Below are 11847 nucleotides of genomic sequence, written 5' to 3'. Positions count from 1 at the left end.
GGACCGGCCGGGCACTCCTACTGAGTGTCCCGACCGGTCCGGTCGGTGCCTCGCGCCCCTTCGGGCGTCAGGTCACACCACCTGGTGCAGCCAGCGAACCGGCGCGCCCTCCCCCGCGTACCGGAACGGCTCCAGCTCGTCGTCCCACGGCTTCCCCAGCAGCCGGGTGATCTCCGTCTCCAGGTCGCTGCCCTCGCTGCGGGCCCGCAGCAGCACCGCGCGCAACCGGTCCTCGGGGATCAGGATGTCGCCGTGCATGCCCGTCACCGCGTGGAAGATGCCGAGGCTGGGCGTGGACGAGTACCGCTCGCCCTCCGCGGTGGCGCAGGGCTCGCTGGTCACCTCATAGCGCATCAGCTGCCAACCGCGCAGCGCGGAGGCGAGCTTCGAGGCGGTGCCGGGCTCTCCCTGCCAGGAGAGTTCGGACCGCCAGTGGCCGGGCGCGGCGGGCTGGCGGATCCAGTCGAGACTGACCCGCGCGCCGAGCACGCCCGCCACCGCCCACTCGACGTGCGGACACAACGCGCGGGGCGCGGAGTGGACGTAGAGCACACCACGTGTCGTCACCGGGACCTCCAGGCTGTGGACGAGGGTCGCCTTCCCCAGCTGCCTCGTTCCGGTCACCGGCGGGTCCGGAAGTTACTGATCACTGGCTACCCCGTGAAGCTCAACTTATTCGACATTAGGTCATCAAATTGAGCAAAACGGACAAGCTTTCACCCCATGGTAGTCGGTTCCTCCGAGAGGTCTACCCCCGCCCCGCACACCTCCCCCGAACGGCCCTAACACCGCGCCCCCGCCGGATCGCTTCCGGCGGGGGCGGGATGACGGTGCGTAACCCGACGAGGGGTCAGATCTTGACGACCATCTTTCCGGTGTTGGCACCGCGCAGCATGCCGAGGAAGGCGTCGACGGTGTTCTCCACGCCCTCGACCACGGTCTCGTCGTACCGCAGCGAGCCGTCCTTCAGCCAGCCGCCGACCTCGGCGTGGAACTGCGGCTGCAGGCCGTAGTGGTCGCCGACCAGCATGCCCTGCAGGCGCAGCCGCTTGCCGATCGCCTGGGCGAGGTTGCGCGGAGCGGCGGGGGCCTGGGTGTCGTTGTACTGGGCGATGGCGCCGCACAGGGTGACCCGGCCGTGCACGGTGAGCGCGCCGATCGCGGCCTCCAGGTGCTCGCCGCCGACGTTGTCGAAGTAGACGTCGATGCCGTCCGGCGCGGCCTGCGCGAGGAGTTCGGCGACCGGGCCGTCCTTGTAGTTGAAGGCGGCGTCGAAGCCGTAGCCGTCGACCAGCCGGGAGACCTTCTCGGCGGAGCCGGCCGAACCGACAACCCGCTTGGCACCCTTGAGCCGGGCGATCTGGCCGACCAGCGAACCGACCGCGCCGGCCGCGCCCGAGACGAAGACGGTGTCGCCCTCCTTGAACGAGGCCACCTCCAACAGGCCTGCATAGGCGGTGAGTCCGGGCATCCCGAGGACGCCCAGGAAGTACGAGAGCGGGGCCAGCTTCGGGTCCACCTTGGCCACGTGCGCGGCGCTCACGGTGGCGTACTCACGCCAGCCGCTGCCGTGCAGCACCGCGTCGCCGACCTCGAAGCCCTCGGCGGCGGAGGCCACCACGTAACCCACCGCACCGCCGCCCATCGGCTGCCCGAGCGCGTACGGCGGGCTGTAGGACTTCACGTCGTTCATCCGGCCGCGCATGTACGGGTCGACCGAGAGGTACGCGTTGCGGACCAGGATCTCGCCCGGCGCGGGCTGCCGGAGCGGGGCCTCGACCAGCGCGAAGTCGGCGGGGGTGGGCCAGCCCTGGGGGCGGGCGACCAGGTGCCACTCGCGACCGGTGGCGGGGAGGTCCTGCGGGAGATCCTGCGTTGCCATCACATGCTCCTTGACGTGAAACGTTTAGCTACTCAAGCAATCCTGGAGATGAAAGGTTCATGTTGTCAAATGTTCAGGTAGACTCGGAGGCATGGAGAAGCAGCAGCTGCCGCCCGCCGACCCGATGACCCTCGAGGTCGTGGACCTCATGGCGAAGCTGGTGGGCCTCTTCCACCGCGAGTACGAGGAAGCCGCCGCCGCCCGCTCGCTGACCGGCGCCCAGGCGAAGGTGCTGGCACTGCTGCGGCGCGGGCCGATGCCGATGCGGCACATCGCGCAGACGCTGGCCTGTGAGCCGTCCAACATCACCGGCATCGTGGACCGGCTGGAGGGCCGGGGCTTCGTCACCCGCGAGCCCGACCCGCAGGACCGCCGGGTCAAGCTGGTCGCCGCCACCGAGCCCGGGCGGGCCGCCTCCGAGGAACTGCGCGAGTCGCTGAACTTCGCCCGCGAGCCGCTGGCCGCCCTCGGCGACGAGGAGCGGGTCCAACTCCGGGACCTGCTGCGGCGGATGCTGGACAGTTCGGCCACCGGCTGACCGGACGACATGCCGAACCGGACCCCGCCCATCCGTTCGAAAAATCTCTCCGCGATGATGGTTTGTGTGTAACCGTTCGGGCCGCCGCACCGTCTAAGTGGTGACGAGTGCCTCATCCGCAGCGCGGCGGGTGGTGGCTGTGCCTGCCCTCGGGCACCAGAAACACCTGCCCGAAGAGAGAGCCCTGACGGATGACCGACGCCAACCACAGCCCTGCCGCGGCCTACTCCCGCCGTCGTCGGATCGCACGCGGGGTCGGTGCGACCGCCGCCGTGCTGGTGGTCGCCACCGCAGGGGTGGGCGCCTGGTTCTACCAGCGGCTCGACCACAACATCACGACCTTCGCCGCCGAGGGCATCGCCACCAGCCGCCCGCCGGCCGGGCCCACCGCGCCCACCGGCGGACGCGCCGTGAACGTGCTGCTGCTCGGCTCCGACACCCGCGACGACGGCAACGCCGCACTGGGCGGCGGCGACGAGGGCGTGGGCCACTCCGACACCGCGATCCTGCTGCACGTCTACGCCGATCACAAGCACGCCGTCGGCGTGTCGATACCCCGGGACACCCTGGTCACCATCCCGGCCTGCCGCCTCCAGGACGGCCGGTGGACCACCCCGAAGACCAACCAGATGTTCAACTCGGCTTTCACCCTGGGCGAGTTCAAGGCCGGCAACCCGGCCTGCACCCAGAACACCGTCGAGGCCATGACCGGTCTGCGGATCGACCACACCATGGTGGTCGACTTCAAGGGATTCGCCGCGATCACCAACGCGGTCGGCGGCGTCGACGTCTGCGTCCCCAACGACGTCGACGCGTACGGCATCCACCTCCGCAAGGGCCGCCAGACCGTCTCCGGCCAGCAGGCCGTCGACTACGTCCGGGTGCGGCACGGGCTCGGCGACAGCTCCGACATCGGACGGATGCGCCGTCAGCAGGCCTTCATGTCTTCCCTGATCAAGAAGGTGCAGGGGCAGGGCTTCAACCCCACCACCCTGCTGCCCCTCGCCGACGCCGCCACCAAGTCGCTCACCGTCGACCCCGAGCTCGGCTCCGCGGCGAAGCTCGCCGAGTTCGCCCAGTCACTGCAGAACATCAAGCTGTCCGACATCCAGTTCGTCACCGTCCCCTGGCGCTACCAGGGCGAACGGGTCGCCCTGGTCCAGCCCGACGCCGACACCCTGTGGAACCTGCTCCGCCAGGACCGCACTCTGGACGGCCACACCACCGCCGACCCCTCCGCCACGGCGAGCCCCGGCACCGCCGGAACTCCCGGCACCCTGCCCAGCCCGACCACCAGCTTCTCCCCCAGCTCCGTTCCCATCGACGGAGCCGGCGCCGGCGCCGGGGTTGGGGCCGGGGCCGGGGCTGGAGGTGCTGCTGGCCCCGGCGCCGGAGCCAGCGCGGGGGCCGGAACCAGCCCGAGCGCGGACTCGCTGGCGGTGCCGATCACCGTCCACAACGCCGCCAAGTCGCCCGGCCTGGCCGGACAGACCGCGGCCCAGCTGCGCTCCCACGGCTATCGCGACATCACCGTCGGCCCCAACACCACTCCCCGCCGCACCACCCTGATCGAGTACGCCCCCGACCGCCAGGCCGCCGCCGAACAGCTCGCCCAGCTCTACCCCGGCGCCGAGCTACGCGCCGACCCCTCCGCCGACGGTCTCACCCTCACCGTCGGCCAGGACCGTGCTCCCTCCGACGCCCCCTCACCCGACTTCACCGGCCCCGCCACCACCGCCATCCCCTCCACCATCCCGACCGGCATCGCCGACAACACCCGCCCCGCGGACAGCGACATCTGCGCCGACCTCAGCTTCGGCTGACCGGTGGGGGATGGTTGGTGAGGGTGGCTGGTGGCAGTGGTTGGTGGGAGTGGTTGGTGGGAGTTGAGGGACGGCCCGAGGACGTGGGTGGGATCTGAGGGCGGACGCGGGCGGGATCAGTTCACCGGGTCGGGCAGTCCCGTCACCACCAGGGTCACCCGGCGGTCGGCCAACTCGCCTGCCCGGGCGAGCTGGTGGACCGCCCACAGCGCCTTGGCCACGTAGCGCCGCTCCACCGGCACCCCGTGCGCCCGCTCGAAGTCGACCGCGAACTGTTCCAGCTCCGTCGGCACCTTGCCGTAGCCGCCGCCGTGGAATCCGTGCGTGATCCGCCAGTTGGCGAACTCCTTTCCGTAGGACGCTCGGTGAAGCGCCGTCACTTCCCGTTCCAGGTACCCCTTGCCGCGCAGCACTGCCACGCCCAGTGCCTCGGCACCACCGGGCAGCCCGGCGGCGATTCCGGCTAGGGTGCCGCCGGTGCCGACCGCGCAGCAGACCACGTCGTGCCCGCCCAGGCCCGGGAGCTGCGCGGCCAGCTCCTGCGCCACCACCGAGGCCCCGCGCACCGCCGGCGCGTTGGAGCCGCCCTCCGGAAGGACGTAGTAGCCGGCCCGCGGCACCGCGCCCGTCGCCAGCTCGCGATAGACGGAACGCTCGACGAACTCCAGCGCCATGCCGTCCCGCTCGGCCTGCCGCAGGGACCAGTTCCGCGGTGCCTGAGCCAACTCCACCCCGCGGATCACCCCGACGCTCGCCAACCCCAGCCCCTGTGCCGCCGCCGCCACCGCCCGGATGTGCGTGGAGTACGCCCCGCCGTACGTGAGCAGTCCGCGGCTGCCCCGCGCTATCGCCTCCTCCAGGTTCGGTGCGAGCTTGCGCCACTTGTTGCCGGGCACCCGCGGGTGCGCCAGGTCGTCACGCTTCAACCAGAGCTCGACTCCGACCCCCGCGAGGCTCGGGTCGACAATCGGGGTGAGCGGGGTGGGCAGGGCGGCGGGAGCAAGCATCCGCCCACCCTAGATCCGCCCGGTCGGGATCGGCGGGTCGAGTTCAGCCCGCCCGAGATCCACCGCTCCCGCGCCCGGTGGCCTGGAGCATGGCTATGCATGGCCTCAAAGCACGGCTATGCCCAGGGGTCGCTCGCCGGCCGGCAGGCGGCGGGTGGCGCCGGTGTCGAGGTCGAGGTCGACGATGGTCAGTCCGTTCCAGTAGCCCTCCCTGGTGAAGCCTCCGGTGACGTACGCGGTGTGCCCGTCCGGCGAGCTCGCCACGTTCTCGTGCGGGCCGTCGAGCGGGTATATCCGCTCGCGGCCGTCGGGTTGTCGGACCGTCAGGCTCGCCCCGGTGTCCACGTCCGGGTCGATGGCGCCGGTGCCGACCACCAGCAGTCGGCCGTCCGCGGTGAGGGTGGTGCCGTGCTGGTGGGTGTTGGCCGTCATCGGTTCGACGGTCACCTGGCCGGTGCGGGGGTCGACCGCCGCGAGCCGCTCGCCCTCGAAGGGCAGCAGCAGCCGGCCGTCGGCGGGTCTGACCGCCGCGTAGTGCGGCTTCAACCAGGAGCCGAGGCCGCCTGCGGTGCCGTACGGCGCGACCTCGATCCGCCGGGTGGCGAGGCTGTCAGTGCCGACCACCGTGACGTCGAAGGAGTCGTGGCCGGTCGCGTAGACCTCCCGTCCGTCGGGCGAGACGTCGACGTCGAACGGCCGCCGACCGACCGGCGCCGTACCGGTGACCTGGCCCGAGGCTGTGTCGATCACCTCCAACACCCCCGACTTCCGGGGCACGTTGACCCCGACGTACAGCCGGCTGCCGTCCGGGGACAGCGCCAGCCCCATGCCGCCGCCTCGGTACTCGCCGTCGCTCGGTGCGCCGACCGCCGTCCGGTACGCGATGACCTGACGCAGCTCCCGCGCCCGGGTGTCGACCACGGCGACCCCCTCGGCGGTGCTCACCCAGGCGCGGCCGTCCGCTCCGGCCACCACGCCGTACGGCGCGGTAACGACCCGGATCGACCCCGTGGCGCCGTGCTGCGGGTCGACGAAGGTCACGGTGTCCGCACCGAAGTCGGCCACCAGCAGGGAGCCGGGCGCCGGGACGGTCGTTGGCGCAGCCCGAGCGGCGGTACCAGTCGGGGTGGATGCACTGCTCGACGCAGACGTAGTGCCCGATGCGGAGCCGACGGTGGAGGCAGAACTGACGGCCTGTGAGGAGGAGGTGGCGGCGCAGCCGGCCAGTAGGGCGGCTGCCACCGGCAGGACTGCGACGATCAGCGGCGCGGTGCGGGTTCGGGTGCGGTCACGGCGTGCGGTCATCGGTTCCCTCCGTTCTCGGGTTCGATCCGGTGGCGGGCGATTGCCGCGCGGATCAGGGCGGCGAGGGCGTCGAACCCGCGCCGCTGGGCGTGTTGGAGCGGTGTGGTGCCGTCGGCGTCGGCGAGTTCAGGGTCGGCGCCCGCCGCGAGCAGCAAGCGGACCACCTCGGCGTGCGCGCGGCCGCCGTCGCCGAGGATCACGGCCTCCAGCAGGGCCGTCCAGCCCAGCCGGTTGACGTGGTCCACCTCGATGTCGGTCTCGCTCAGCACGGCGCGTACGTAGGCGACGTGTCCGCGCTCGGCGGCAGGTATCAGGCTGACTCCGCCGGACCGGTTGACGAGTCGGAGGTCGGGTCCGGCGGCCAGGAGTACGCGCATCATGGCCACGCTGCCGGTGACACCCGTGACCAGCCAGGGGCTGTCGGCACGGTCGTCCTGGGCGTCGGGGTCGGCGCCGGCGGCGACGAGGAGTTCGGCGAGCGCGACCCGGTCGGCGAGCGCGGCGAGCAGCAGTGCCGTCCGCCCACCGGCGTCGCGGGCCTCCGGGTTGGCACCGCCCGCGAGGGCGGCCCTGGCGGCACCCAGGTCTCCGGTCCGGGCGGCAGTGAGCAGGTGCTGGTCGAGTGCGGTCACGGTGGTCCTCCTCCTGAGGGTCGGCAGATGCAGCATGGAAAAGCCTCAGCGTCCGTTTGCAGGCAGTCGGGACCGATCCGCCGGACGTCTCCGCCGAACCGTTCTCACCCAATAATTGGCCCGAGCACGGCCTTGATTCGTCGGCGAACCGGCTAGTCCCTGCGCCCATTCCGGCTGACACAGGCATCAACCGATCGGTGGATACCGGCACGACGCACGGCCTTCGGAGGCACCCGGGGCAGCGCGGTAGGAGGCGCTGAGCAAGGGGCGTACGAGGCGGAACGTCCGGGCGAACTCCTCACGGAGGAACGCAAGTTGAGCCCGAGGCCTGCCTACCGTTCCGATAGCGCCCACCCTGCCCGGCCCGCCCCAGCCCCCCACCGGAGGTAGCTCCCCATGCACAGGACCCTCGCCCGGATCGCGGCCGCCTTCGCCAGCGCCGCCGTGCTCACCCTCGCCGCGGCCACCGCGGCTCCGGCCGACCCGGCCGTCACGCCGCCCGCCAACTCGGTGGTGGGCTTCAACACGCCGCAGAGCAAAGGCCTGTTCGACCAACTCGCGGCCGACTACAACGCCTACCTGGCCGGCCGCGGCGACACCACCTCGCCGCGGGTCTACCTATGGGACTCCTACGTCAGCGGCCCGCTGATCGTGGTGCCGAAGGTCGGCGGCCCGGCCATCACCCGCCCCAACGACGAGCAGCTCCAGAAGGCGTTGGAGTACAACTGGCACGACACCGTGGATTTCGTGGTCGCCACGCACGGCCGTGACGCCACCGCCTTCACCGACCACGATTTCATCCAGCTCGGCCGCTCCGCCGTCACCTGGGCCGCACCGACCACCGGTGCCAACGCGCCCGCCAACCTCACCACGGCCGACCTGATCGGCATCTACACCTGCACCAAGCAGACCTGGGACCAGATCACCGACATCCCCAACTACACCGGACCGTACCGGGTCCCGATCCACGCCTACCTGCCGCAGGTCGGCGCCGAGACCCGCGACCAGTTCCTGCTCGCGCTGGGCTCGTCCGGCGTCCCGCTGACTCCGGGCGGATGCGTCCAGGCCGCCACCCCCGCGCCCGACGAGGGCACCGACCCGGTCTTCCAGGACCCGAACGCGGTGGTGCCGTACAACGCGAGCCACTACGTCGCGCAGGTCTACAACGACCACGGCACCGCCGCCGACGCTCCCGGGCTGCTCTCGCTGCGCAACACCGACGGGTACCTGCCGGTCTCCGCGGCCCTGCACCAGGTGAACCCGGGCTTCGCGGCGACCCGCTACGGCATGCAGGTGGACGTGGTGGTGCGGCACAGCGACTGGACCTCCGGCCCGTTCAACCTGCCCGCGGTCTTCGGCCCCGGCACCACCGGCGGCTGGACCTGCGTCAACGCCACCGCCCGGGCGGACCTGATCAGTTGGGGTGTCGTCCCGGTCGCCTCCACGCTCTGCGGGAAGCCCGCCTGACACCCGGTCAAACCGCCCGCAGGAGTCCGACGTCGGAAATCCTGATCCCGCACATTCCCCAACGCGGGTGAACTTCGGCGCGCCTGGGCCTGCCCGGCCTGCCGGTGCTCTACAGTTTCCGTGGCGGCTCGGGGGTATCGCCTGGTCAGGGGGCTCACCGGAACGGGGCCACGAGCTGACGACCGGTCAGCGGCCGAGGTAGGGCGGGTGGGACTCGAACCCACGACCAAGGGATTATGAGTCCCCTGCTCTAACCGGCTGAGCTACCGCCCCCCGACTCGACCTGCCGGGTCGACGGGCGTCCCTGGCAGCAGCAGACGGCCCCTCGGGGCCGCCCCCGGCAGCATAGCCGGTCGATCACCCGTGATGCGCGTCAGGGGAGCATCCGGGTTCGCACCGTTCACCGTCGCGACCTGCCCGTTCGGGCCGCGCGCCGCAGGCCGAACGGGTTGTCCGGCGGTGGCGGACCGTCAGCCCGCGGGCGAAGCTTGATCGTCGGGTCGGCTCGATCGAGAGCGGGTGGCCGGAATGAAGCGGTCCGTGGGTGCGGTGTGGATGGCGGCGGCCGTACTGGCCGCGGCGGGCTGTGGCTCCGGAGCCGCGTCGTCCTCGGGATCCACCCCGTCGTCGGCGTCCGGAGCGACCGCCGGGTCGGCCTCGGCCCCGGCGCCGACCGGGAGTCTCGGCTCGGCGGCCGCCGCGCACGGCTGGAGTCGGGACCGGCTGACCGCGGCGATCGACAAGCACGCCGGCGTCACCCACACCGCCAAACCGACACCGCTGAACAGCCGGGTCGGCGCGGTCTTCACGCACGGCGCAGACGGCGACCACTTCTGCACCGCCAGCGTGGTCGACAGCCCCGGGGAGAACCTGATCGTGACGGCCGCGCACTGCCTGGTCGACCCGGGCCTCGGCCGCGACCGCACGGACGTGGTCTTCGTCCCCGGCTACCGCAGCGGCGACACCCCCGACGGGGTGTGGCCGATCGGTACGGTCACCGTCGACCCCAGCTGGCGCGACCACGGGAACCAGGACCTGGACGTCGCCTTCGCCACCGTGCAGCCGCAGAACGGGCAGCAGGTCCAGCAGGTGCTCGGCGCGAACAAACTCGGCACCAACCGGGGCTTCAGCCTGCCGGTGAAGGTCACCGGCTATCCGAGCAGCTCCGACGAGCCGATCACCTGCGCCAATCTGACCACCCAGCAGAGCGGCACCCAGCTGCGGATCGACTGCCCCGACTACACCGGCGGCACCAGCGGCAGCCCGTGGGTCACCGACCTCGACCCGACCACCCACACCGGGACCGTGGTCGGGGTGATCGGCGGCTACCAGCAGGGCGGCGACACCCCCGACACCTCGTACAGCAGCTACTTCGGCGACCGGGTGCAGGCGCTGTACCAGCAGGCGACGGGCGGCCAGTAGGCGGTTGCCGGGGGACGCCGGGCCCTGGTAGATCTTGGTCCGACTCCCGCCCGGGCCGCCCGGGCGCACGGCCCAGCGGAAGCGAGAGACGGCGATGGCCCGGCGACGGCGCACCTCCCCAAGGCGCGACGGGGCGCGGTTCGCGGCGCCGTTCGCTGCAACGGTGCTGGCCCTGGCATCGGCGCTGACCGGATGCGGTGCGGGCGGCCCGAGCGATGGCGGCCGGGCACTGCCGACCGCCGACGCCGCACCGGTCGACGCCGCCGGGAACCGGGTCGGCCCGCTGTTCCTCGGCAGCCCGGGCGGGCCCCGGATGTGCACCGCCAGCATCGTGGACAGCCCCGGCCGTGACCTGCTGGTCACCGCCGCCCACTGCGCCGCCCCGCAGGGCATCACCGAGGATGGCCTGGTGTTCGCCCCCGGCTACCGCAACCACCAGCAACCGTACGGGAGTTGGCCGATCGCGAAGATCACCGTCGACCCGCGCTGGGCGCCCGGCGAGGACGAGGACTACGACGTCGCGTTCCTCACCGTCGGCGAGGTGGACGGCCGCCGGATCCAGGACGTGCTCGGCGCCAACCAGTTGGCCACCGGCCTCGGCGTCGGGCTGCAGGTCGCCGTCACCGGCTACCCCAACGAGAAGGACGCGCCGATCACCTGCCAGTCCCGCACCACCTCGCAGAGCGCCACCCAGGAACGCTTCGACTGCGGCGGCTTCACCGACGGCACCAGCGGCAGCCCGTGGGTCACCGCGAAGGGGCAGCTGGTCGGCGTGATCGGCGGCTACGAGCAGGGCGGCAACACGCCCCAGATCTCCTACAGCGTGGCCTTCGACGACCGGGTCGCCGAGCTGTACCGGCAGGCCACCGGCTGACCGCGCGGGGCGGGGGCGGACCGGGCGGAGCAGCTCACGCGGGGCGGGGCGGACCGCGCGAGGCGGAAAACGCGAAAGCCCCTCGGTCTCGCCGAAGGGCTCCCGCTCTGTACTGATCACCGCAACTGCCGGTGAAGCTCCCCCAATTGGACTCGAACCAATAACCTGCCGATTAACAGTCGGCTGCTCTGCCAATTGAGCTATGGGGGACCGAGCTCCTCCAATTGGACTCGAACCAATAACCTGCCGATTAACAGTCGGCTGCTCTGCCAATTGAGCTATGGAGGATCGTGCTCCGCCTCGCTCACCCAGTCTCCGGACACAACCCGGGGTCTCGGTGCTCGCTGCGGGACATACATTAGCGCACTCAGGGGGGTGTTCCGCCAATCGCTTTCCCCCTCGGGCTCCCCCGCCCCACCCCGGCTGCCCGCCCGGCGCGCCCCGCGCGCGCCCGGCGGGGCGGACGGGGATGCTGGTGCACGGCGGCTCCGGCTGGCCCGGACCCGCCACCGGCAGGGCGGTTCACGGCCCGGCCGGACGGGTAGACGCGGCACACAATCGCGCAGCGCAACGAAGGGTGGAACCTGAGCATGTGGAAGGTGTCGTTGATCGTGGGCCTCGGAATCGGGTACGTCCTCGGTACCCGGGCCGGGCGCGAGCGGTACGAGCAGCTCGCCGAGGCCGCCAAGCAGCTGCGGGACAATCCGAAGGTGCAGGACGCGGCGGGCAAGGCCAAGCAGCAGGCGGGTGCGGTGGCCGGTCGGGCCGCCGGGGCGGTGGCGGACAAGGTCGGCGAGAAGCTGCCGAACTCGCTGACCGAGCGCGTCCCGTACTTCGCCCGGCACCAGGCGGAGGACGACGGCTGGGGCACCCTGCGGCCCTGAGCCGCCGAGGGGT

The 11847-nt window shown here is 71.9% G+C and carries 11 protein-coding genes and 3 tRNA genes; 6 read left to right on the top strand and 8 right to left on the bottom strand.

Annotation, left to right across the window (positions count from 1 at the left end):
- Window positions 1-72: 72 nt before the first annotated feature.
- Together AB0K51_RS30645 and AB0K51_RS30640 are read right to left on the bottom strand one after the other, a co-directional pair.
- On the bottom strand, window positions 73-567 hold the full coding sequence (locus tag AB0K51_RS30645) for a DUF3145 domain-containing protein (protein WP_363460792.1): 495 nt from the start codon (window positions 565-567) through the stop codon (window positions 73-75).
- A gap of 283 nt (window positions 568-850) precedes the next feature.
- Window positions 851-1882: an NADP-dependent oxidoreductase gene (locus AB0K51_RS30640; RefSeq protein ID WP_363460790.1), complete on the bottom strand. Its 1032-nt coding sequence runs from the start codon at window positions 1880-1882 to the stop codon at window positions 851-853.
- 91 nt (window positions 1883-1973) lie between these two features.
- Between AB0K51_RS30640 and AB0K51_RS30635 the strand changes: the two genes are divergently transcribed.
- A complete protein-coding gene (locus AB0K51_RS30635) occupies window positions 1974-2420 on the top strand; it encodes a MarR family transcriptional regulator (protein ID WP_363460788.1) in 447 nt (148 codons plus the stop codon).
- 191 nt (window positions 2421-2611) lie between these two features.
- Window positions 2612-4243, top strand: coding sequence for an LCP family protein (locus tag AB0K51_RS30630; protein WP_363460786.1), 1632 nt, complete (start codon window positions 2612-2614; stop codon window positions 4241-4243).
- A 116-nt stretch (window positions 4244-4359) separates the two neighbouring features.
- Here AB0K51_RS30630 and AB0K51_RS30625 read toward each other — a convergent pair whose 3' ends face one another.
- The 3 genes from AB0K51_RS30625 to AB0K51_RS30615 form a co-directional block, all read right to left on the bottom strand.
- Window positions 4360-5250 (bottom strand): pyridoxal-phosphate dependent enzyme, encoded by an 891-nt coding sequence (locus AB0K51_RS30625; protein WP_363460784.1) that lies wholly within the window; start codon window positions 5248-5250, stop codon window positions 4360-4362.
- A 105-nt stretch (window positions 5251-5355) separates the two neighbouring features.
- On the bottom strand, window positions 5356-6555 hold the full coding sequence (locus tag AB0K51_RS30620; RefSeq protein ID WP_363460782.1) for a YncE family protein: 1200 nt from the start codon (window positions 6553-6555) through the stop codon (window positions 5356-5358).
- The gene (locus AB0K51_RS30615) at window positions 6552-7187 is read right to left on the bottom strand and encodes an ankyrin repeat domain-containing protein (protein ID WP_363460780.1); all 636 of its coding nucleotides are present in this window, start codon (window positions 7185-7187) and stop codon (window positions 6552-6554) included. Before AB0K51_RS30615 ends, AB0K51_RS30620 begins: the two co-directional genes overlap by 4 nt.
- Before the next feature lie 396 nt (window positions 7188-7583).
- Here AB0K51_RS30615 and AB0K51_RS30610 point away from each other — a divergent pair, with 396 nt between their 5' ends.
- Window positions 7584-8654, top strand: a complete 1071-nt coding sequence (locus AB0K51_RS30610; RefSeq protein WP_363460778.1) for a hypothetical protein — start codon at window positions 7584-7586, stop codon at window positions 8652-8654.
- 199 nt (window positions 8655-8853) lie between these two features.
- Here the strand turns inward: AB0K51_RS30610 and AB0K51_RS30605 are convergent.
- Window positions 8854-8927 (bottom strand) — tRNA-Ile (locus AB0K51_RS30605).
- Between the two features lie 255 nt (window positions 8928-9182).
- On the opposite strand from AB0K51_RS30605, the gene AB0K51_RS30600 reads away from it, so the two are divergent.
- Both AB0K51_RS30600 and AB0K51_RS30595 read left to right on the top strand, forming a co-directional pair.
- A complete protein-coding gene (locus AB0K51_RS30600; RefSeq protein WP_363460776.1) occupies window positions 9183-10076 on the top strand; it encodes a trypsin-like serine protease in 894 nt (297 codons plus the stop codon).
- A 163-nt stretch (window positions 10077-10239) separates the two neighbouring features.
- On the top strand, window positions 10240-10950 hold the full coding sequence (locus AB0K51_RS30595; protein ID WP_363460774.1) for a trypsin-like peptidase domain-containing protein: 711 nt from the start codon (window positions 10240-10242) through the stop codon (window positions 10948-10950).
- A gap of 137 nt (window positions 10951-11087) precedes the next feature.
- On the opposite strand, the gene AB0K51_RS30590 is transcribed toward AB0K51_RS30595, so the two are convergent.
- Window positions 11088-11160, bottom strand: a tRNA-Asn gene (locus tag AB0K51_RS30590).
- A gap of 5 nt (window positions 11161-11165) precedes the next feature.
- Window positions 11166-11238: transfer RNA gene (locus AB0K51_RS30585), tRNA-Asn, on the bottom strand.
- A 302-nt stretch (window positions 11239-11540) separates the two neighbouring features.
- On the opposite strand from AB0K51_RS30585, the gene AB0K51_RS30580 reads away from it, so the two are divergent.
- Window positions 11541-11834: a hypothetical protein gene (locus AB0K51_RS30580; protein ID WP_363460772.1), complete on the top strand. Its 294-nt coding sequence runs from the start codon at window positions 11541-11543 to the stop codon at window positions 11832-11834.
- The last annotated feature ends 13 nt before the right edge of the window (window positions 11835-11847 follow it).

This window comes from Kitasatospora sp. NPDC049285 (assembly GCF_040678815.1).
In the GTDB taxonomy this organism is placed as follows: Bacteria; Actinomycetota; Actinomycetes; order Streptomycetales; family Streptomycetaceae; genus Kitasatospora.
The sequence above is the reverse complement of the archived record's forward strand: the minus strand, read 5'-3'. Positions and strand labels throughout refer to the sequence as shown.